Annotated in this window: 22 protein-coding genes and 1 pseudogene; 11 read left to right on the top strand and 12 right to left on the bottom strand. The window is 70.4% G+C overall.

From position 1 onward, the window contains the following. Positions 1-97: 97 nt before the first annotated feature. Positions 98-871, bottom strand: coding sequence for a class I SAM-dependent methyltransferase (locus ABTX78_RS15240; protein WP_352207259.1), 774 nt, complete (start codon positions 869-871; stop codon positions 98-100). 80 nt (positions 872-951) lie between these two features. On the opposite strand from ABTX78_RS15240, the gene ABTX78_RS15245 reads away from it, so the two are divergent. Then, positions 952-1,581 (top strand): CGNR zinc finger domain-containing protein, encoded by a 630-nt coding sequence (locus tag ABTX78_RS15245; RefSeq protein ID WP_352207260.1) that lies wholly within the window; start codon positions 952-954, stop codon positions 1,579-1,581. Here the strand turns inward: ABTX78_RS15245 and sodX are convergent. Continuing rightward, positions 1,485-1,904 (bottom strand): nickel-type superoxide dismutase maturation protease, encoded by a 420-nt coding sequence (gene sodX / locus ABTX78_RS15250; RefSeq protein WP_352207261.1) that lies wholly within the window; start codon positions 1,902-1,904, stop codon positions 1,485-1,487. The two genes, ABTX78_RS15245 and sodX, sit on opposite strands and share 97 nt — an antisense overlap. Positions 1,905-2,054: 150 nt before the next feature. Between sodX and sodN the strand changes: the two genes are divergently transcribed. Further along, positions 2,055-2,450 (top strand): superoxide dismutase, Ni, encoded by a 396-nt coding sequence (gene sodN, locus ABTX78_RS15255; RefSeq protein ID WP_313944179.1) that lies wholly within the window; start codon positions 2,055-2,057, stop codon positions 2,448-2,450. Positions 2,451-2,469: 19 nt separating this feature from the next. Here the strand turns inward: sodN and ABTX78_RS15260 are convergent. Both ABTX78_RS15260 and ABTX78_RS15265 read right to left on the bottom strand, forming a co-directional pair. Then, positions 2,470-3,642, bottom strand: a pseudogene (locus ABTX78_RS15260) (low temperature requirement protein A). Between the two features lie 213 nt (positions 3,643-3,855). After that, positions 3,856-4,998, bottom strand: coding sequence for an epoxide hydrolase family protein (locus tag ABTX78_RS15265; protein WP_352207262.1), 1,143 nt, complete (start codon positions 4,996-4,998; stop codon positions 3,856-3,858). A 63-nt stretch (positions 4,999-5,061) separates the two neighbouring features. On the opposite strand from ABTX78_RS15265, the gene ABTX78_RS15270 reads away from it, so the two are divergent. Beyond that, entirely contained in the window at positions 5,062-6,030 is a 969-nt protein-coding gene (locus tag ABTX78_RS15270) for a helix-turn-helix transcriptional regulator (RefSeq protein WP_352207263.1), read from the top strand. Here ABTX78_RS15270 and ABTX78_RS15275 read toward each other — a convergent pair. After that, positions 5,954-6,898, bottom strand: a complete 945-nt coding sequence (locus ABTX78_RS15275; protein ID WP_352207264.1) for a DMT family transporter — start codon at positions 6,896-6,898, stop codon at positions 5,954-5,956. The genes ABTX78_RS15270 and ABTX78_RS15275 overlap by 77 nt on opposite strands. Before the next feature lie 79 nt (positions 6,899-6,977). Here ABTX78_RS15275 and ABTX78_RS15280 point away from each other — a divergent pair, with 79 nt between their 5' ends. Further along, a complete protein-coding gene (locus ABTX78_RS15280; protein WP_352207265.1) occupies positions 6,978-7,565 on the top strand; it encodes a TetR/AcrR family transcriptional regulator in 588 nt (195 codons plus the stop codon). 304 nt (positions 7,566-7,869) lie between these two features. Here ABTX78_RS15280 and ABTX78_RS15285 read toward each other — a convergent pair whose 3' ends face one another. Further along, on the bottom strand, positions 7,870-8,838 hold the full coding sequence (locus ABTX78_RS15285) for a LysR family transcriptional regulator (RefSeq protein ID WP_352207266.1): 969 nt from the start codon (positions 8,836-8,838) through the stop codon (positions 7,870-7,872). A 175-nt stretch (positions 8,839-9,013) separates the two neighbouring features. On the opposite strand from ABTX78_RS15285, the gene snpA reads away from it, so the two are divergent. Then, positions 9,014-9,670: a snapalysin gene (gene snpA, locus ABTX78_RS15290; protein WP_352207267.1), complete on the top strand. Its 657-nt coding sequence runs from the start codon at positions 9,014-9,016 to the stop codon at positions 9,668-9,670. A 106-nt stretch (positions 9,671-9,776) separates the two neighbouring features. Further along, positions 9,777-10,241 carry a group II truncated hemoglobin gene (locus ABTX78_RS15295; protein ID WP_352207268.1) on the top strand — a complete coding sequence of 155 codons (465 nt, stop codon included), beginning with the start codon at positions 9,777-9,779 and terminating at the stop codon, positions 10,239-10,241. Positions 10,242-10,404: 163 nt separating this feature from the next. Here ABTX78_RS15295 and ABTX78_RS15300 read toward each other — a convergent pair whose 3' ends face one another. The 5 genes from ABTX78_RS15300 to ABTX78_RS15325 form a co-directional block, all read right to left on the bottom strand. Beyond that, positions 10,405-10,845: a DUF6304 family protein gene (locus tag ABTX78_RS15300; RefSeq protein ID WP_352207269.1), complete on the bottom strand. Its 441-nt coding sequence runs from the start codon at positions 10,843-10,845 to the stop codon at positions 10,405-10,407. 338 nt (positions 10,846-11,183) lie between these two features. Then, positions 11,184-11,765, bottom strand: coding sequence for a dihydrofolate reductase family protein (locus tag ABTX78_RS15310; protein WP_352207271.1), 582 nt, complete (start codon positions 11,763-11,765; stop codon positions 11,184-11,186). 133 nt (positions 11,766-11,898) lie between these two features. After that, positions 11,899-12,504: a GNAT family N-acetyltransferase gene (locus ABTX78_RS15315; RefSeq protein ID WP_352207272.1), complete on the bottom strand. Its 606-nt coding sequence runs from the start codon at positions 12,502-12,504 to the stop codon at positions 11,899-11,901. A 78-nt stretch (positions 12,505-12,582) separates the two neighbouring features. Then, positions 12,583-13,614, bottom strand: coding sequence for a family 2 encapsulin nanocompartment cargo protein polyprenyl transferase (locus ABTX78_RS15320; RefSeq protein WP_352207287.1), 1,032 nt, complete (start codon positions 13,612-13,614; stop codon positions 12,583-12,585). A 114-nt stretch (positions 13,615-13,728) separates the two neighbouring features. After that, positions 13,729-15,153, bottom strand: a complete 1,425-nt coding sequence (locus tag ABTX78_RS15325) for a family 2B encapsulin nanocompartment shell protein (RefSeq protein ID WP_352207273.1) — start codon at positions 15,151-15,153, stop codon at positions 13,729-13,731. Between the two features lie 264 nt (positions 15,154-15,417). Between ABTX78_RS15325 and ABTX78_RS15330 the strand changes: the two genes are divergently transcribed. Further along, a complete protein-coding gene (locus tag ABTX78_RS15330) occupies positions 15,418-16,008 on the top strand; it encodes an N-acetylmuramoyl-L-alanine amidase (RefSeq protein WP_352207274.1) in 591 nt (196 codons plus the stop codon). 10 nt (positions 16,009-16,018) lie between these two features. Beyond that, positions 16,019-16,987 carry a 1-aminocyclopropane-1-carboxylate deaminase/D-cysteine desulfhydrase gene (locus tag ABTX78_RS15335; protein WP_352207275.1) on the top strand — a complete coding sequence of 323 codons (969 nt, stop codon included), beginning with the start codon at positions 16,019-16,021 and terminating at the stop codon, positions 16,985-16,987. Between the two features lie 75 nt (positions 16,988-17,062). Here the strand turns inward: ABTX78_RS15335 and ABTX78_RS15340 are convergent, their stop codons facing one another. After that, complete coding sequence (locus ABTX78_RS15340; protein WP_352207276.1) at positions 17,063-18,661, bottom strand: Na+/H+ antiporter; 1,599 nt, start codon at positions 18,659-18,661, stop codon at positions 17,063-17,065. A gap of 62 nt (positions 18,662-18,723) precedes the next feature. Here ABTX78_RS15340 and ABTX78_RS15345 point away from each other — a divergent pair, with 62 nt between their 5' ends. The 3 genes from ABTX78_RS15345 to ABTX78_RS15355 all read left to right on the top strand — a co-directional run bounded on the left by ABTX78_RS15345 (position 18,724) and on the right by ABTX78_RS15355 (position 20,562). Continuing rightward, the gene (locus ABTX78_RS15345; protein ID WP_352207277.1) at positions 18,724-18,984 is read left to right on the top strand and encodes a UBP-type zinc finger domain-containing protein; all 261 of its coding nucleotides are present in this window, start codon (positions 18,724-18,726) and stop codon (positions 18,982-18,984) included. Between the two features lie 241 nt (positions 18,985-19,225). After that, a complete protein-coding gene (locus ABTX78_RS15350; protein WP_018845530.1) occupies positions 19,226-19,639 on the top strand; it encodes an ATP-binding protein in 414 nt (137 codons plus the stop codon). Next, positions 19,636-20,562 carry an RNA polymerase sigma factor SigF gene (locus ABTX78_RS15355; protein ID WP_502993875.1) on the top strand — a complete coding sequence of 309 codons (927 nt, stop codon included), beginning with the start codon at positions 19,636-19,638 and terminating at the stop codon, positions 20,560-20,562. Before ABTX78_RS15350 ends, ABTX78_RS15355 begins: the two co-directional genes overlap by 4 nt. Positions 20,563-20,666 lie beyond the last annotated feature (104 nt).

Consider the following 20,666-nt stretch of genomic DNA (forward strand, 5'->3'; position numbering starts at 1 on the left):
ACGCACGACGGCGCCGGAGTCGTCACACGGGAGGGCGGTACGGACCTGGTCCGTACCGCCCTCCCGTGCGTCGCGCGTCAGCGCTGTTCCCGCCGTGTCACTTCAGCGCGAGCAGCAGGGTGTCGGAGGGCGAGCACCAGACCGGGCGGGCCTCGCCGAAGCCGGCCGTCAGCAGCGTCTCGGCGTGCCACTGGGCGGAGGGGGTCTCCCCGTCCGCGTGCTCGCCGTAGATCTCGTACCGGCGGGCGGTGGGCTCCGCGAGGACGGGGTCCTGACCGGCCAGGGCCCACCATTCGGCCCAGTCGAGCGCCCCTGCTTCCTTGGCGCGCTCCATCTGGACGTGCCGGTGGGCGCGCTCGACGGCGTTGATGCGCGGGGTGGTGCGGTCGATCATGTGGTCGGCGTTCATGAACACGCCGTCGTCGCGCACGAGCGAGGCGAGCTGCCCGTAGAGGGTGGCGAGCGGTCCGCTGCGCAGCCAGTGCAGGGCGGTCGCGGTGAGCACGGCGTCGTACGAGTCGTGGGGCAGGTGCGACGTCCAGTCGGGCTCGGTCAGGTCGGCGGTGACGAAGGTGACGCGGTCGTCGGTGGCGAAGGAGCCCCGGGCGATGGTCAACAGGGCGGGGTCCAGGTCGACACCCGTGCTGGTGGCCTTCGGGAACCGCTTGAGGACCCGGTCCGTAATACTTCCCGTACCGCACGCGAGGTCCAGCACCCGTGGTTCGGGGCCCACCGTGGCCTCGACCATGTCGAGCATGATCCGGAACCGCTCCTCGCGGTCGGGCATGTACCACTCCTGCTGGCGGTCCCAGCTCTCCTGCCAGGCCTGCCAGTCGGTGCCCGCACCCTTGCTCGTCACTGTCTCCGACACCGGAAACCTCCCGTCCGTAATACCCTCGAAGCAGCATCAGCTGTTACGCAGACCCTAGACCGCCGCGGTAAGGACTACAAGTGGAACTGGCCTATTACTCGGACTACGCCGTGCGCCTGGTCAACACCGAGGAGCCGGCCCGTAACAAGGATTCCCTCACCTCGGTGGACGCCGTACGGGAGCTGTTCGGCGAGTCCACGCAGTCCGCGCGCCGTGCCACCGACGCGGACGTCACCCGGTTCCGTTCCGTGCGGGGCCGGCTGCGGGCGGTCTTCACGGCGGCCGACGGCGGCGACGAGACGGGAGCCGTCGACCTGCTCAACTCGCTGCTGCTGGAGTTCCCGGTCAGTCCGCAGATCTCCGGCCACGACCTCCGGGACGACGACGGCCGCCCCAAGTGGCACATGCACCTGGCCGACCATCCCTCGAACGCGACCGCCGGATACGCCGCGATCGCCGCGATGGGTCTGGCGTTCCATCTCACGGAGTACGGTGTCGACCGGCTCGGCCTGTGCCAGGCACTGCCCTGCCGCAACGCCTACCTCGACACCTCCACCAACCGCTCCCGGCGCTACTGCTCGGACCGCTGCGCGACCCGCGCCAACGTGGCCGCCTACCGCGCCCGCAAGCGCCTGGAGACGGAGCGGTCGGAGAGCACGGGACGTACCGCGGAAAGCGCCCAGGAGGCGAGCCCGCGGGCGGATCGCTGATCCTCGGCGAGCGGGCGGTATCTCCCCCGCACCCGTCCCAGCAGCAGTTCATGGGGCACCGATCCGAACACCCGGCTGTCGCCCTCGGCCCCCGGGTTGTCCCCCAGCACCCACCAGCCGTCCTCGCGCCGCTCCACGAGCCGCTTCACGATGAGCAGATCCTGCTGGAGGGGATGGCGCAGCACCGCGATGTCCCCGGGCTTGACCTCGGCGTTGTAGTGCACCAGCAGGTGATCGCCGTGCCGGAGTGTCGGATACATGGACGGCCCCGTCACTTCGGCGACCCCGAACGGCGCTCTCTGCTCCCGCCCCGGCTCACTCATCCGCCACCTCCGAGCCCCTCGGTATGTTCGGCCACCAGTCCCATACTGACCCTGGACTTTTGTCCTAAGCCCTAGGGGGCACTCGCGAAAACAGGTCTCTCACGGAGTAATGTCCCACCTGAGAAGACGATCACGAGGAAGGACAGCTCAATGCTTTCCCGCCTGTTTGCCCCCAAGGTGAAGGTCAGCGCCCACTGCGACCTGCCTTGCGGTGTCTACGACCCGGCCCAGGCCCGTATCGAGGCCGAGTCGGTCAAGGCCGTCCAGGAGAAGTACCAGGCCAACGAGGACCCGCACTTCCGGGCCCGCGCCACGGTCATCAAGGAGCAGCGCGCCGAGCTCGCGAAGCACCACGTCTCGGTGCTCTGGAGCGACTACTTCAAGCCGCCGCACTTCGAGAAGTACCCGGAGCTGCACCAGCTGGTGAACGACGCGCTCAAGGCGCTGTCGACCGCCAAGGGCTCCACGGACCCGGCGACGGGCCAGAAGGCGCTGGACTACATCGCCCAGATCGACAAGATCTTCTGGGAGACGAAGAAGGCTTGATCCGATCCGTCGGATCGCTTCACTCTCGAATCCGCACCCGGCGCCCCTCTGTGGGGAGCCGGGTGCGGTCGTCTGTCGCGTGCGGTCGTCTGTCGCGTGCGGTGCCTGCCGGCCTCAGCCGGTCGTCGCCGTCCTGTCCTTGCGGCCGTACAGCACCACCAGCGCCGTGACGGCGGCCGCCAGCAGCACCAGGGCGGAGGCCCGCGGGGATCACGGCCGTCAGCGGGCCGGCGCTCACACAGACGAGGCCTCCCACCAGGAGGACGACCGAACGGCGGCCCGTCGTCCGCAGCAGGATCGCGGCCGACGCCAGGAGGAAGATGCCGGCGCCTCCGGGAAGGGCCCACGCCACGATCCCGTGGAGTGGCTCGGACAGGTCGTAGTGGCCCGTGTCGGCGATCTGGTGGAGGACCGTCTTCATCCCGAGCGCGGAGACCACGATGCCCGCCACCAGCGGCAGATGGAGGAACGTGTAGGCGTCGCGCGCGAGTCGGGTGCGGTCGTCGCCGGTGAGTGCGGCCGGCCGGTGTTCCGCGGCCTCGGCGACCTGGCGGAAGTACAGCCGCCGCAGACCCGCCACGACCAGCAGGCCCGCCGCGGCGGCGCCCAGCACCGCGGCGGAGACCTAATAGCCGGAGACCCCGACACCGATCGCCACGATCGACTCCCCGAGCGCGATGATGACGATCAGTCCGTGCCGCTCGGCGAAGTGCCCGGGTGAGGCGACGCGCCAGCCCGACGAGCCGGTGATCCAGATGCCGCCGTAGTCGATGGCCACCGCGCCGAGCCAGATGAGGGTCTGGGTCACGCCGGTGAAGGCACTGCCGACGAGCAGCAGCACGAACGGCCGTGCCACCGACAGCAGTGCGGTACGGCGGAGCGTCGCACGCAACGCCTTGTCGCCCTGGCTGGAGACCCAGTACGACACGAGATGCGGCACGCGGACCGCGCCGTAGCAGAGCACGAACACCAGGGGTGCCGGCAGTCCGCCGGGGGCGTCGTCGTACACCTCGGGCACGGTCAGCGAGAGGATGAGCACCACCGCCATGACCGAGACCGGGACGCCGAACAAGGCGCCCGAGTCGGCGCGTACGACGTTGCCGAGCCAGGCGAAGCAGCACCAGCACCACCACAGCAGCGCGAGCACGACCACCCCGCCGAGCAGCCGCAGGGCGGAGGTGTCGCGGGCCATGAGTGCGGTGACCTGGGTGATCGCGTACACGAAGACCAGATCGAAGAAGAGTTCCGCCGAGTCACCCGGTGGTCGTCCTCGGTGGCGATCATTCTGGACCGCTCTTGCCGGTCGCCATGCTGCTCCCCCCTGGGCGGTCCGCCGCCGGGCCGACTCCGCGCGGAAGACGCCGGCGTCCGGCGGCGACGACGTTCCCGACCGGCGTACGACGCGTCAGTTCTCCTTCAGGGAACGGAAGAAGTCACATACGTCCCGGGTGAAGAGGTCCGGCTGCTCCAGGGGAAGGAAGTTGCCGCCGCGCTCCAGCTCCGACCAGTACGTGATGTTGTGCTCGCGCTCGGCGAAGCGCCGGACGGCGACATCGGTGGTGAGAGCGATCGCCACACCCGTGGGGACGGTGCCGCGCTCCTTCGGCGCCCAGGCGGACGGGTCGTGCGCCGACTCGTAGTAGAGGTTCGCGGACGAGCCGGCGGTGGCCGTGAACCAGTACAGACTCACGTTGGTGAGCAGGTGGTCGCGGCCGACTGCGTCCTCGGGCAGGTCCTTCTCCGCGTCCGTCCACTCCTTGAACTTCTCGGTGATCCAAGCGAGTTGACCGACCGGCGAGTCGTGCAGCGCGTGCGCCAGGGTGTGCGGGCGGGTCGACTGGAGGACGTTGAAGCCCATCATGTCGTCACGGAAGTTCTGGAGCCGGGCGAGGCGGCCCTGCTCAGCTTCGGTCAGGCCCTCGAAGTCGGCGGGGTCGTCGGACGGGAAGACGATGAAGCCGTTGACGTGGATGCCGACGACGCGGTCCGGTGCCTGCCGCCCCATCTCGGTCGCGATCCAGGCGCCGCCGCCGGTGCCCTGGACGCCGTAACGCCCGTACCCGAGAGCGGACATGAGCTCGGTGTACGCGGCGGCGATGCGTCCGTTGTTCCAGCCGGGCGCGCTGAGCGGACCGGAGAAGCCCACGCCGGGCGTGCTCGCGACGACGACGTGGAAGTCCTGGGAGAGCGGCCGGATCACCTCGACGTACTCGATGATCGAGGCGGGCCAGTCGTGCATCAGCAGGAGCGGTGTGGCGTCCGCGTTCTCGGAGCGCAGATGCAGGAAGTGGATGTTCTGCCCGTCGATCTTGGCGATGAACTGCGGGAATTCGTTGAGCGCCGCCTCGGCCGCGCGCCAGTCGTAGCCCTCGGCCCAGTACTCGGCGAGCCCTCGCAGATAGCCGGCCGGGACGCCGCGGCTCCAGCCGGTGCCCGGGACCTCGGCGCCCCAGCGGGTGCGGCGCAGCCGGTCGCGCAGGTCGTCGATGTCGGCCTGCGGGATCTCGATGCGGAAGGGGCGGATCTGTGCGGAGGTGTCGGTGTCCATGAACAGAACGGTAGAAGCCTATTAGGCACGTTCGGTTCCTGAATTGCTGGCAGTCTCGACTTCATGCTGGAAACCTCCGCACGACTGCTGCGTCTGCTGTCCCTGCTCCAGACGGCCCGTGAGTGGCCGGGCACCGAACTGGCCGAGCGGCTGGGGGTGAGCGGCCGTACGGTGCGCAACGACATCGACCGGCTCCGCGAACTCGGCTATCCCGTCGACGCCACGCGCGGCCCGGCCGGGGGTTATCGGCTCGCCGCGGGCACCGCGATGCCTCCGCTGCTGCTGGACGACGAGGAGGCGGTCGCGGTGACGATCAGCCTGCGCACGGTGGCTCAGGGCGCGCTCTCGGGCATGGAGGAGACATCGCTGCGGGCGCTGGCGAAGCTGGAGCAGGTCCTCCCCGCGCGGCTGCGCCGGCGGGTGCAGACGCTGCAGACGTACACCGTGCCGGTCCCGGCGGACCAGCCGCGGCCGGCCGTGGACGCCGATGTGCTGACCGTGCTGACGGCCGCCTGCCGGGACCGCGAGCGGCTGCGGTTCGACTATCGCGCCCACGACGGTTCGGCGTCCCGCCGGGTGGCCGAACCGCATCGGGTGGTCTCGTGGGGGCGGCGCTGGTATCTGGTGGCCTGGGACGTGGAGCGCGGGGACTGGCGTACCTTCCGCGTGGACCGCATCCGGCCGCGAACGCCCACGGGACCCCGGTTCACACCGCGCGAACTGCCCGACGGCGGCGATGCGGCGACCTATGTCGCCCGGCGCGTCTCGGCGGCCGGCTGGCGCCACCGCGCCCGGGTCACGGTGCACGCCCCGGCGGAGGCCGTCGCCGAACGCGTCAACCCGGCGGTCGGGGTGGTCGAGGCGCTCGACGAACACACCTGCGTCCTGGACACCGGCGCGGACTCCGTCGAGACGCTGGGCGTGTATCTCGGCATGCTGGGCCACGACTTCGACGTCACCGGCCCCCCTGAACTGCTCGCTCATCTGCGGGAGCTGGCGCGGCGCTACGACCGCTCGACCCCCGCGTCCTGACCGGGCGCGCGCCGCGGTGCACGACGACGACCGCCACGAGCGCGAGCGCGAGACCGAGCCCGGTCTGCAGCCCGAACGGCTCACCGAACATCAGGGCGCCCCAGATCGCCGTCACCGGCGCCATCAGGAACATCAGCGTGTTCACCCGGGTGATACCGGAGCGCCGCAGCACCAGCCAGTACAGCCCGTAGCCGCCGAAGGTGGAGAGCACCACCAGCCAGCCGACCGCCAGCCAGAACGAACCATCGGCGGGCGGGGCCGTCGCCCCGAAGGCGGCCGCGAGGGCGGTGAAGACGACCGCACTCGTGGCGCAGTGGACGGTCATGGCGACCGACGGGGCGACGGGCGTGCGGGTGCGGCCCTCCAGAAAAGTGGCCGCGACCAGGGAGAGCATCCCGATGAACGGGACCGCGTACGCCCAGGGCGGGACGCCTTGAGCCGCCGAGGCGTCGGCGAGGGTGACGACGGCGACGCCGGAGACGCCCACGCAGAGGCCGAGCCACTGGCGGCGCGAGACGTACTGCCGGAGCAGCGGCCCCGAGAGCGCGCCGGCGACGAGCGGCTGAGTGCCGTCGATCAGCGCGGTGGTGCCGCTGGAGACGCCGAGTTGGATCGCCGCGTAGACGGTGAGCAGATAGCCGCTCTGCGACAGGGCTCCGATCACGGTCTGCCGCAGGACGTCCCGCGCGGTGAGACCGCGCCAGGACGCCCTGGCGACGAACGCCGAGACAAGGGCGAGGAGGAGGGCCGGCGGCAGGAACCGCCACATCAGAACCGTCACGGCGTCGGCGCTGCCCGCGCCTGCCTTGGCCCCGATGAACCCGGAGCTCCAGCACAGGACGAAGGCCGCGGAGAGCAGGACGTTCATGGCAGTCGCACCACCCGGAGGAAGAAGGTATACAGATCGGTCTACCCCTTCGACTATACAGATCGGTACACTCGACGTCATGAGCAGCACCACGACCCCGCACCGCATCGCCATGACCCCGGGCGCCCGCCGCGCGCTGGACGCCGCCTCGCGTCTCTTCTACGAACGCGGCATCCACGCGGTCGGTGTCGACCTGATCGCGGCCGAGGCGGGGGTGACCAAGAAGACCCTCTACGACCGGTTCGGCTCCAAGGATCAGATCGTCGTGGAGTACCTGGCGGCACGCGACGAAAGGTGGCGGGCCTTCCTCACCGAGTGCCTGACCGGGGCCGGCACGGAACCGCACGCCCGTGTCCTGGCCGTCTTCGACGCCTCTCGCGTGTGGGCGGGCGAGCACAGCACGCGTGGATGCGGCATGGTCAACGCCCATGCCGAGATCAGCGATCCCGCGCACCCCGCCTTCCCGCTCATCACCGGCCAGAAGGCCTGGATGCTCGGGCTCTTCACCGACCTGGCCCGGGAGACCGGGGCAAAGGACCCCGAAACGCTCGGCCGCACCCTGATGCTGCTGCACGAGGGCGCACTTGTGGCACACGGCCTGAACGTCTTTCCCGACGCGCTCGGCGCCGCGCGCGAACAGGCGCGTTCACTGCTCGCGACGGGCTGAAACGACTCATGGGTCAGTGAGCCGGGCGCGTTGGCTGGGCCTGCTCCCGACGGGCTGAGCCGGGCGCGTGGGCCGCTGAACCGGCGCTTGCCCGGCAGAGGTTGGTCCCGGCTGACCAAGCCGGGCGCGTGGGCCGCTGAACCGGCGCTTGCCCGGCAGAGGTTGGTCCCGGCTGACCAAGCCGGGCGCGTGGGCTGACCTGCTCCCGATGGGCTGAGCCGGGCGCCCTTCCTGGCCATCACTTCCGAGCCGGGCGCCCCTCCGACCCGGCCCGGCCTCCGTGACCGCTCCCGCGCGGGCGGGGTCAGGGCACGCAGGCCACGGGCGCCGGCATCAGCGGGCTGTTGTTCCGCAGCAGCCAGTGCCGGTAGGTGGCCGCCCGGGACGCCGCCTCGCGGTAGGCGCTCTCCAGATCGGCGTACACGGCCTCGTAGAGCTCATACGCTCCGGGCAGGGAGAACAGCAACAGCCGTACCGCCAGGGGGTCGCCGCGGAGTGGGCGGATCGCCATGTCGTCACGCGGCCCCGAGGTGGGCTGACAAGGAGCGACCGCCTCGCCGACCGCTATCAGGGAGGCGGCCGTGTGGTAATCCCCGTGCAGGACGCGCGGGTTGAGTCCGGCCGCCCCCAGGACCCTGCGCAGCCCGTCCCATTCGCCGTCCACGGTGGGGTCGACGATCCATCGGTCTTCGGCCAGATCGGCGAGCTCCACCACGGGAGTCGCGGCGGCCGGATGATCACGCGCCATGGAGATGAACTGCGGCTCGCGCTCGACCAGTACGCGTACCGAGAGTCCGTCGGGCACCTGCAGCGGACAGCCCTCCACCTCGTGCACGAAAGCGACATCGAGCTGACCCGCGGCGACCATCCTGAGCAGGGCGTTCGCGGAGACGTCGACATGCAGCGAGATGTCCGTGCCGGGCAGCCGCTGCCTGAGTCTTCGAAGCCAGCCGGCGAGCGCACGGCTCGCGGTGGAACCGATCCGTAACCGGGGGCCGCCGGCTCTGCCCGCCGCTGCTCTGGCCTCGACGACGAGGGCCGCCATTTCGGCCACCAGCGGTCGGGCCCTGCTCAGGACCGCGCGGCCCAGCGGGGTGGGCCGGCAGCCGGAGCGTTCACGGGAGAACAACTCCGCGCCGAGGGAGTTCTCGATACGCCGCAGCTGCGTCGTCAAGGACGGCTGGCTGACGCCCAGTTGTCGGGCTGCCTTGTGCAGGCTGCCCGTGTCCGCAATCGCGCACAGGGCGCGGAGGTGCCTCACCTCGAGCTCCATGTCCCGAGAGTAGGGCGGCACCAACTGCCACACCAGACACATAGTTCGGGCACAGGGGACGGACAGGACAGGTGATGCACCGGAGTTATCGGCAGTTGACATCATCCGCACGAGGGGGCGGCTCCCCGACACTCTGACGCACCGAACCCGTTCATTGGACGAGTAGGAGCCCCCCATGCGTCACCTGAGAACCGTACTCTCCACGGCAGTCGGACTCGGCCTCGCGGCCGCGCTCTCCGCCGTGCCCGCGACCGCTGCGACGACGGCCAACTCCCCTGCGGCCACCGCGCACACGTCGTACGCCGCCTACGAAGGGTCCTCCGAGGACGCCAGGTCGACCAAGGCGTTCTTCGACGCGGTCGTCAAGTCGGTGGCCGAGAAGCGCGCCGCCACCCCGGGCGCACAGGCCGTGACCGTCGTCTACAACGCCTCCAGCGCACCGACCTTCCGCTCGCAGATATCCCGCAGCACCCAGATCTGGAACAGCTCGGTCACCAACGTCCGGCTCCAGGAAGGCAGCAGCCCGGACTTCCGGTACTACGAGGGCAATGATTCCCGCGGCTCGTACGCGAGCACGGACGGCCACGGCCGCGGCTACATCTTCCTCGACTACCGCCAGAACCAGCAGTACAACTCGACCCGGGTCACGGCCCACGAGACCGGGCACGTGCTCGGTCTGCCGGACCACTACTCGGGCCCGTGCAGCGAACTGATGTCGGGCGGCGGTCCCGGCACGTCCTGCCAGAACGCCAACCCGAATGCCGCGGAGCGCGCGCGGGTGAACGCCCTGTGGGCGAACGGCCTGGCGGCAGCGATCGCCAAGGTCTCCTGACGCGCTGACACCCGCCCCCAGCCGCAGGGGCGGACCGCGACACGAGGGGTGTCCTGCCGGAAAGTGGCAGGGCGCCCCTCCGCTGTTTCGCGCCTAGGGTGGCGCCATGACCGATCCGAGTGAGCGCACCGGGACGCTCTACGAGGCCATGGGTGGCACCGCGGCCCTGCGGCGCCTGAGCAACACCTTCTACGACGCCGTCCTGGCGGATCCGCTGCTCGCCCCCGTCTTCGCCGGCTTCACGACCACCCACATCGAGCATGTCGCGGTGTGGCTGGCCGAGATCTTCGACGGGCCCGCCCGCTTCACCGGCGAGCTGGGCGGCCATCAGTCCCTGCTCCGCGCCCATCTGGGCCTGCGGATCACCGAGGAGCAGCGGCTGCGCTGGATGGAGCTGATGACCGCAGCGGTGGACAAGGAGCTACCCGACGACGAGTTGCTGCGCCGCCGGGTGCTGGAGTACTTCCAGTGGGGTACGAAGATCGCCCGCGATGTGTCGGCCAAGCCGCCGGGCACGGACCTCGGAGATCCGGGTCCCACCCCCCGCTGGGGCTGGGAGGGCCTGCGCTGAGGCAGGAGGGCGGCTCGGGCCCTGACCGGGCCGCGGCCCGTGACGCGGGCCATTACCGGGCCGCAGCCCGTGACGGGGGCCCGGGCTGCGACTTCGGCTTCGGCTTCGGCTTCGGCTTCGGCTTCGGCCGACGGTCAGGCCCCGCTGCGGCGTGCGCCCGTGCTCAGGCCCCGACCGCGGCGTGCGCCCCCAGCTCCGCGCCCGGAGGAAGCTGCTCGCGGATCCGGCCGAACGCCTCCTCGAAGTCGCCGCTGGCCACTCCGGACTCGTACGCCGCCCCTCCGTAGTGCAGGGTCAGATTGAGATCCGAGCGGTCGAGGAACCCACCCGGCCGCGGTTCGCCGAGCGTCAGCAGGCAGCTGAGCGTGGCCCGCTGGACCGTGCCGGCCGTGTGAACGGGCAGCGGTATGTCCCACTCCAGCACGCACGAGGACAGCAACGCCTCGCCCCCGACGGCACGCAGGGCGGCGAACGTCGCCCCTTCGTACTCAACACCCCTGATGCGCGTGCGCAGTTGCCTTTCGTGCGCCGCGATCGATACCGCTTCCGCGCCCTGCCGGTCGCGGTACCAGCCCGCCCAGACTTCCGTCGACTCCGATGACATGGCGCGGACTGTAGCGGTACCGCACCCGCCGCCGAACAGCAGGGATGCCTCACGGCCCGGGCCGGGGCACCTCAGGCGGTGTCGACCGTCCGGCGGGCGCGTCACCCGGCCGCTCGCCCGTGGATTCGGCGCTCTGCGCGCAGTCGGGATTGTGGCAGGGGCCGGGGCCCCAGAAGGGGACGTACGCCCCGAGAGTCTTGCGTCGCTTCGTCACGGTACCGACAGGCTGTCCGCACGCCGGGCATCGGTGCTCGGCCTGCGGGCTGCGGACGGTCCGACGTCCTTCGCTGCCCATATCTCCACGATATGGCGGTACGGGCGGACAGGACACCCGGCGGTCAGCGCTTCCTGAGGTACTTCCTGACGAGGACCCCGTTGTCGAATGCCCGCACGGAGTCGTGAGTGAAGGCGTCGACCCGGAACCCCGCGGCGAACATGGGCATGCCGGTGCCGAGCACCACCGGATAGGTCTTGATGACGAGCTCGTCGACCTCCTCCCTCAGCTGACCGGCGAGATCGGCACCCCCGCAGAGGTAGATCCCGAGGCCGTCCTCCTGCTTGAGCTCCCGGACCTTGGCGGCGACGTCTCCGGAGACGATCTCCACATGCGGGTCGGGCGACTCGGTGATGCTGCTGGATGTGACGTACTCCCGCAGGTGGGCGTACGGGCTGGTGATCTTGGCTTCGAGCGCGAGGTCGTAGCTGCGCCGGCCCTGGATGATCGTGTCGTACTCGGTGTTCGGGACGTCGTCGACACCGAGCGCCTGGCGGCCGGCGGTGGGCAGGGTGTCCGGGGCCTCCGTCCTGAGGTACTCGAGGAAGTCCCCGGCCACGTACTGCATGAAGCACTCGCCGCTGCCGTCCGGGCCTCCTATGAAGCCGTCGATCGACGCCGCGATGAAATAGCTGAGCTTGCGCAAGACAGGATCACCTTCGGTCGTGGAGGATCCGCCGGGCTCGGGCGAACCACTCCACTCATAGTGCTTCAATCATAGTGGTCAAGCAAGAGCTTTTCCTTCCCGAATTCAGCGAGGCCAAAGCCAGGTGCGAGCGTCAAATCCCCTGCGGCTCCCGCCACATCGGCCACATCACCGGGCCGTCCGGCAGGTGCACCGCCGTGCCTGTGAAGGTGAAGCCCAGCCGCTCGTACAGCCGTCGGCTGCCGGGGTTGCTCGCCTCCAGATAGGCGGGCACTCCGTCCCGGTCGCAGCGCTCCAGAGCGGGCGCCAGCAGCGCCGTCCCTCGGCCCTTCCCCTGATGCTGCGGCGAGACCGCGATCAGCTGGAGGTACTCGTGGGCCCTGTCATGCGGATGGACCTCGTCCGTCAGCCGGCCGACCGTCTCCGCCCGGGCGCGGCTGCGTCCGGCGATCGCCATCAGCCGGGCCCCTGTCTCGTCGTCCACGTCGCCCTCCCCCGCCGCCCCGGGCTTGCGCGGGAACCAGAGAGCCACGGCCGAGCCGTCCTCCGTGACATCGGCCCGGCCCACCGCGAGCGCCAGGTCGAAGAACACCCCCACAAAGGGTGCGTGGGCCCGGCGGAGCTCAGCCGGGTTCTGGAACACCCACCGGCTCACCGGATCGTCCCGGAACGCCTCATGGATGAGGCGGACGAGTTCCTCGCGGTCCTCCGCCGTCGCCTGCCGTACCTCCACGCTCATCGGTCTCCGCCTCTCGCCCCCGCGTCGCGTCCACGTCGTCATCGGTCAACCCTCTCCATGGTCGGCGAGCCGGGCATGTCAGCGGGTACGACGGGTGACGAATTCGGCCAGGGCCAGCAGGTCCCCCGCGGCCGCCAGATCCGGCACCGCCCGGGAGAGCTCATGGACGGCGCGGGCCATCCGGTCGGCTGCCTGCAACTGCGCCCAGTCCCGGCCCCCGGCCCGGTCGACCGCCTCGGCGGCCCGGCGCACGGTCGCGGCGTTCATGGGCCCCCGGTACAGCTCGGCCAGTTCCGCCCCGGCGGCGGTGCCGGAGGTCAGGGCGGCCACCACCGGCAGCGACTTCTTGTGCGCGGCCAGGTCGGCGCCCGCCGGCTTCCCGGTCCGCTCCGGGTCACCCCAGATCCCGATGAGGTCGTCGATCAGCTGGAACGCGAGCCCGGCCTCCCTGCCGAACGCGTCCATGGCTGCGGTCTCCTCCTCCCCCGCGCCGGCGTACAGGGCGCCGAGCGCGCAGGCGCACCCCAGCAGCGCACCCGTCTTGGCGGTCGCCATCTCAAGGCACTCGTCGAGGGACACGTCGTTCGGTGCGCGCTCCTCGAAGGCGCAGTCCGCCTGCTGTCCGGCGCACAGCTCGATCACGCAGTCCGTGAGCCGCCGCGACGCGGCCGGGGACGCGGGATGGCGGTCCTCGGCGAGCAGACGCAGCGCGACGGCGAACATGGCGTCGCCCGCGATGATCGCGTCGGGAGTGCCGAAGACGGTCCAGGCCGTGGGGCGGTGCCTTCGGGTCGGGTCCTCGTCGATGACATCGTCGTGGAGCAGTGTGAAGTTGTGCGCCAGCTCGACGGCCGCCGCGGCCGGCACCGCGAGGCGCTGGTTCCCGCCGAGTGCCCGGGTGGCGGCGAGGACGAGCGCCGGCCGGATGGCCTTGCCGGTGGACCCCGCGGCCGGGGTTCCGTCCGCGTGCTCCCAGCCGAAGTGGTACATCGCGACCCGGCGCAGGGAACCGGGCAGGGAGTCGATGGTTGCTCGTAGGTGGGGATCGACGACCTCGCGGGTGCGGTCCAGAAGGGCGATGGCCTCACGGCCCTCGACGGCCTCCGACATGGTCAACTGTGCGGTCCTTTCGGGGGTCCGGTGCGCGGTTGCGGCCGGTTGCTCCGCTCCGGGGAAGGCGGCCGGGAGCGCGGGTAGCAGACGCGCTCCCGGCCGCCGGTCGGGTCACCTCCAGCGACTCACCTCCACGTTCTCCAGGACGCCGAGGGCATCGGGCACCAGCACCGCCGCCGAGTAGTAGGCCGTGACGAGGTAGGAGATGATCGCCTGCTCGTCGATGCCCATGAAGCGCACGGACAGACTCGGCTCGATCTCGTCCGGGATGCCGGCCTGCTGAAGGCCGATGACCCCCTGTTCGGCCTCGCCGGTACGCATACAGATGATCGAGGTGGTCCTGGCCTCGGTGACCGGGATCTTGTTGCACGGGAAGATCGGGACACCCCGCCAGGCCGGTACATGGTGGCCGGCGACCTCGACACTGTCCGGGACGAGCCCGCGCCGGTTGCACTCACGTCCGAAGGCGGCGATGGCCCGTGGGTGGGCGAGGAACATCTTCGAACCGCGCCGCCGCGACAGCAGTTCGTCCATGTCGTCGGGGCTGGGCGCGCCGTCGTGCGGCTGGAGGCGCTGTCCGTAGTCGCAGTTGGCCAGGAGACCGAACTCCTTGTTGTTGACGAGCTCGTCCTCCTGGCGCTCGCGCAGCGCCTCCACGGTCAGCCGCAACTGCTGCTCCGTCTGGTTCATCGGCTGGTTGTAGAGGTCGGCCACCCGGCTGTGCACCTTCAGCACGGTCTGGGCGACGCTCAGTTCGTACTCGCGCGGCGCACCCTCGTAGTCGACGAATGTGTGCGGGACGAGGGCTTCGCCGACATGTCCCGCGGACAGGTCGATCGCCGCCTCGCCGTACTTGTTGGTTCGCTGATGCGGCAGCGCGGCGAGCCCTGCCAGATGGACGCGGAGCGAGTCGGCGCGCTCCGCGAGGTTCAGCACGTCGTCCCGGGTCAGCACCAGGACCGTACAGGCGGTGGCGGCGCGGGCGGTGTAGTCCCAGGTGGCATCCCGGTCCACCAGGGACTGCTCGCCGAAGTAGGCACCGTCGGCGAGGACTTCGAGCACCGCCTCGTCGCCGTAGGGCCCGGTGCCGATCTTCTCCACCCGGCCGTGGGCCAGGAGATAGACACGGTCGGCGGCCGACCCCGCGGGGGCCACCACCTCGCCCGCCGCGAACTCCCTCTGCTCGCAGCGGCTCGCCAGCTCGGCCAGGACGGACTCTTCTCCGTACTCCCGGAGGGCGGGCAGCTCGCCCAGCTCCGCCGGGATGACCGACACCCGGTCGCCGGTCTGCACGAACGTCACGCGCCCGTCGCCCACCGAGTAGCTCAGGCGGCGGTTCACCCGGTAGGTGCCACCCTGCACCTGCACCCAGGGCAGCATGCGCAGCAGCCACCGTGAGGTGATCTCCTGCATCTGCGGCACCGACTTGGTGGTGGTCGCAAGGTTCCGCGCGGCGGCCGTACCGAGGCTCTGCTGCTTCGGCGTGTGCTGCTCACGGACCTCGTCGCCGACAGAGCCAACCGAACCAACCGACATAGGACTCCCTCTCGATCATGGTCTGACCTGCGAGAGAAAGCCTTTCAGTACGCAGAGTGCAGGCGCCATTACACAAACGGATGGGACTACTTATCCCCGAGTGGGGCACATGGGGCGGATGCCAGTGGTCCGCTCCGGTGACCGGATCGGCTCGATCACCTCCCGAACAAGTGGTCCGGCCGCGGGAGTTCGGGTAGAAGCCCGGTACGACGCATTCCGCGTCCTCCCCCACCATCCCCATCCCCCACCCCAGGGAGCTCCACGATGGCCGCACCCATGTCCGCGAGCAGGTTCCTCGACGCCTTACGCGACGAGGGACTGACAGTCGTCCAGGTCGGCGAATGGCGCACGCACAACCGCAACCACAAGGGCCCGTGGGGCCCGGTGCACGGCGTGATGATCCACCACACGGTCACCAAGGGCACCGCGAACACCGTCCGCATCTGCCGTGACGGCTACGCATCCCTGCCCGGCCCGCTGTGCCACGGCGTCATCGCCAAGGACGGCAAGGTCCACCTCGTCGGCTACGGCCGCGCCAACCACGCAGGCCTGGGCGACGACGACGTCCTGCGCGCGGTGATAGCGGAGAAGGCACTCCCCGCCGACAACGAGGCGAACACCGACGGCAACCGCCACTTCTACGGCTTCGAGTGCGAGAACATGGGCGACGGCAAGGACCCCTGGCCGGCCGTCCAGCTGGAGGCGATCGAGAAAGCGGCGGCGGCCGTCTGCCGCCACCACGGCTGGAACTCACGGTCCGTGATCGGTCACCTGGAATGGCAGCCGGGCAAGATCGACCCACGCGGCTTCACCATGAAGGCCATGCGCGAACGCATCGCCGAGCGCCTGAAGTGACAATGGCCGTGTGCCACCGGAAGCGCTCGACCTCACCGCCGCCCTGCGGCCCCGGCTGCCGTCGCCGCTGCAGCCCATCGAGGACGAGCGCTTCTCCCGGCACGGCATACGTCTGCTGCTCAAGCGCGACGATCTGATCCACCCCGACCTGCCGGGCAACAAGTGGCGCAAGCTGGCACCGAATCTGCGGGCCGCGGCCGGCCGCCCGCTCCTGACCTTCGGCGGCGCCTACTCCAACCATCTGCGGGCGACAGCTGCGGCCGGCCGGCTGCTGGGCTTCCCCACGGTCGGCGTGGTCCGCGGCGACGAACTGGCGTCCCGGCCGCTCAATCCGTCCCTCGCGCAGTGCGCGGCGGACGGCATGCGCCTGGTCTTCGTGGACCGCACCACCTACCGGACCAGGAACGACCCCCACGTCCTGGCCCGGATCCTGGCAGCTGCGGCGGAGGGACAAGCCGGTGGCCCAGTGCACGGCCCGCACCCCGCGGACGACTTCTACCTCGTCCCCGAAGGCGGCAGCAACGCTCTCGCCGCCGGCGGCTGCACCGCCCTCGGGCACGAACTCCAACACCGCGCGGACGTCGTCGCCGTCGCCTGCGGCACCGGAGGAACGCTCGCGGGCCTCGCCGCGGGCCTCGCGCCGCACCAGCGCGCCATCGGCTTCCCCGTCCTGCGGGGCGGATTCCTCGCCGGGGAGACGGCCCGTATCCAGCAGGAGGCCTTCGGTGGCCGCGCCGGCGACTGGACACTCGACGAGCGCTTCCACTGCGGCGGATACGCGCGCTCCACCCCCGGGCTGGATGCGTTCGCCGAGGAGTTCGAAGCACGCCACGGACTGCCCGTCGAGCGCTTGTATGTGGCCAAAATGCTCTACGGTCTGGCCACCCTGGCCGCTGAGGGCACGTTCCCGCCCGGCACCACCGTCGCCGCCGTGGTGACCGGCCGGCCGGACGCCCCCGAACCCGCAAAAGCGGCCTGACCCGGCCTGCCCGGCCCCTCGGAAACGCCCTGCTCCGACCCGACCGAGCCCTCGGAAGCCTGCCCCCCGACGTCCCTACCCGGCCTCCTCGCGGAACGCCGCCGCCTCCTCCAGATCCAGCCGCCGCAGCAGCGTCCGCATCATCTCGTCGTCGATCCGCCGCTCGTCCCGCAGCTGCACGAAGACCTCGCGCTCCGCTCCGATCATCTGCCGGGCGAGCCTGCGGTAGGTGTCGTCGGCCGACTCCCCGGTCGCTTCGTTCACCCCGCCGAGCCGCTCCCAGACGGAGTTGCGCCGGCGCTCCAGGACCATGCGCAGCCGTTCCTCCAGCGGCTGGGGCAGTGCGTTGGCGCTGTCGGCGAGCAGTTCGTCGAGTCGCCGGTCCGCCGCCCGGGATGCCTCGTTCTGGGCCTGGGCCTCGGCGAGCGTCTCGGCGTACGTGTCGCGCTGCGGCAGCTTCAGCTTGCGGATCAGGACCGGCAGGGTCACTCCCTGCACCACGAGCGTGCCGATGACCGTCGTGAACGTCAGGAACAGCACGAGGTTCCGCGCCGGGAAGGGCTCGCCGTCGGCCGTCGTCAGCGGGATCGAGAAGGCGATCGCCATGGACACGACTCCGCGCATCCCGGCCCAGCCGACGATCACGGGTGACTTCCAGTCGGCGTCCGGTTCTCGTTCCCGGACCCGTGCGGAAAACAGCCGCGGCAGGTACGTCCCCGGGAAGACCCAGACGTACCGCACCACCACCACGCACACGAAGACCGCGAAGGCGTACCAGAGGGACTCCCCCACCCCGTAGTTGCCGAGACCGTCCAGGACGTACGGCAGTTGCAGTCCGATCAGCGCGAACACGGCGGACTCCAGGATGAACGCGATCATCCGCCACACGGCGTCCTCCTGGAGCCGCGTCTCGAAGTCGACCTGCCACGAGCGGTGCCCGAGGTACAGCGCCACGACGACCACGGCGAGAACACCGGAGGCGCCGACGTGTTCGGCCGCCGCGTAGGCGACGAAGGGGATGAGCAACGACAGCGTGTTCTGGAGCAACGCTTCCTTCAGATGCGTACGCAGCCAGTGCAGCGGCACCATCAGCAGCAGGCCGACGGCGATGCCGCCGAGCGAGGCCAGGGCGAATTCACCGATGCCGCCCGCCCAGCTCGCTCCTTCGCCCACCGCGGCGGCCAGCGCCACCTTGAACGCCGTGATCGCGGTGGCGTCGTTCACCAGGGACTCGCCCTGGAGGATCGTGGTGATGCGGTTCGGCAGCCCGAGCCGGCGGGCGATCGCGGTGGCGGCCACCGCGTCCGGCGGCGCGATCACGGCGCCGAGGACCAGCGCTGCCGTGAGGGGCAGGTCGGGCACCAGCAGAAAGGCGAGGTAGCCCACCACGACGGTCGCGAAGAGCACATAGCCGACCGAGAGCAGCGCGACCGGCCGGAGGTTAGCCTTCAGATCGAGGTAGGAACTGTCGACCGCCGCCTTGTGCAGCAACGGCGGCAGCACCAGCGGCAGCACGATGTGCGGATCGAGGGTGTAGTCCGGGACCCCGGGCAGGTACGCGCAGATCAGTCCCGCCGCCACGAGCAGCAGCGGTACGGGCACGGGCGACCTGCGGGCCAGCCCGGCGATCGCGGCGCTGCCCGCGATCAGTGCCACCAGTGGCAAAACGTCCATCTCTCGCCGTCCCTCGGTCCGTCCACGCCTCGTCCGGCGACCACCGCCGTAATCTGGCAATCATGAGCGAGTGTGCGCACGCAACAGAACTGCCCGTCCCCGCACCGGCCGCGCTGACCGGGACCTGCACGGAGTGTGAGGCGGCCGGCACCCATCCCGTGCACCTGCGGCTCTGTCTGACCTGTGGGCATGTGGGGTGCTGCGACTCCTCGCCGATGCGTCACGCGTCGGCGCATTTCGCGGACACGAGCCATCCGGTGATGCGCAGTTTCGAGCCGGGAGAGAGTTGGCGGTGGTGCTTCGTGGACGGTTCGATCGTCTGAAGCCTGGGTACGTCAACCCTCCGCCGGTTCCTCACAATTGGACCCCGCAGACCTCTAGCCACTGTGTGTGGTCATATGCCTACCATGAGTGACAGCCACCGAGTGGGGGCCCGGCGACAGGGCACCATGGATCGCGATAGCGTCGCCGGGCCAGTACCGGCTGCGTTCTGATTGCGTAGCCACGGCTTCGGGATCTTTCTCCCGCGGCCCCGAAAGAGCTTGTGCCACCTTGGAGGTGAGGGTGTCCCAGATCGCAGGCGAGCCCGGGACTCAGGACTTCGTGGAAGTCCGGCTGCCCGCTGCGGGTGCCTATCTGTCCGTGCTGCGTACGGCGACGGCCGGTCTCGCAGCGCGCTTGGACTTCACCCTCGACGAGATCGAGGATCTGCGGATCGCGGTCGACGAGGCGTGCGCGATCCTGCTGCAGCAGGCGGTCCCCGGCTCCGTCCTCAGCTGTGTGTTCCGACTGGTCGACGACTCGCTGGAGGTCACCGTCTCGGCGCCGACGACCGACGGCCGGGCACCCGAGCGCGACACCTTCGCCTGGACGGTGCTCTCCGCGCTGGCCGGCAAGGTCGACTCCTCGGTCGCCGACGACCGTACGGTCTCCATCAGCCTGTACAAACAGCGCGGCGCGGGACCCGGGCCGGCGTGAGGAACGGGGACGGTCCGGTGCGGAACGAGCCACCCGCGGTGCACGGCATCCCGGAGCAGCAGGCGCGGCCGCATCCGGTGGACGGCCTTTTGGACGCGGCGGAGCAGGCGCAGGCAGAGCGGGCGGCCCATATGAGCGAGCACGTGCACGAGCAGCAGCACCACGATCCACATGACCGCAGCGGGGCGCGGGCGATGTTCATCGAGCTGCGCAAGCTGCCCGACGGGTCCTCGGAGCGGGCGGACCTGCGCAACCAGCTGGTGCGTATGCATCTGCCGCTGGTCGAGCACCTGGCGCGGCGCTTCCGCAACCGCGGTGAGCCGCTGGACGACCTCACCCAGGTCGCGACGATCGGTCTGATCAAGTCGGTGGACCGGTTCGACCCGGAGCGTGGTGTCGAGTTCTCGACGTACGCGACACCGACGGTCGTCGGTGAGATCAAGCGCCACTTCCGGGACAAGGGCTGGGCTGTTCGCGTCCCGCGCCGGCTTCAGGAGCTGCGGCTCGCCCTGACCACGGCGACCGCCGAACTCTCCCAGCAGCACGGCCGCTCCCCGACGGTCCACGAGCTCGCCGAGCGTCTGGGCATCTCGGAGGAGGAGGTCCTGGAGGGCCTGGAGTCGGCGAACGCCTACTCCACGCTGTCCCTGGACGTCCCCGACACCGACGACGAGTCGCCGGCGGTCGCTGACACCCTCGGCGCCGAGGACGAGGCGCTGGAGGGCGTCGAGTACCGCGAGTCGCTGAAGCCGCTGCTGGAGGATCTGCCGCCGCGGGAGAAGCGCATCCTGCTGCTGCGGTTCTTCGGCAACATGACCCAGTCGCAGATCGCGCAGGAGGTCGGCATCTCCCAGATGCACGTCTCCCGGCTGCTGGCCCGCACCCTCGCGCAGCTGCGCGAGCGGCTGCTCGTCGAGGAGTAGTGGAGCCTCGTCCCGGTATGCGGGAGGGCCCGGCACACAGCGTGTGCCGGGCCAGATCGGAAGAGCGTCGGGGAGGGAAAGAGGGTCCTTCAGGTGGGGTAGAT

This window comes from Streptomyces sp. NPDC096193, from assembly GCF_040302905.1.
Taxonomy (GTDB): domain Bacteria; phylum Actinomycetota; class Actinomycetes; order Streptomycetales; family Streptomycetaceae; genus Streptomyces.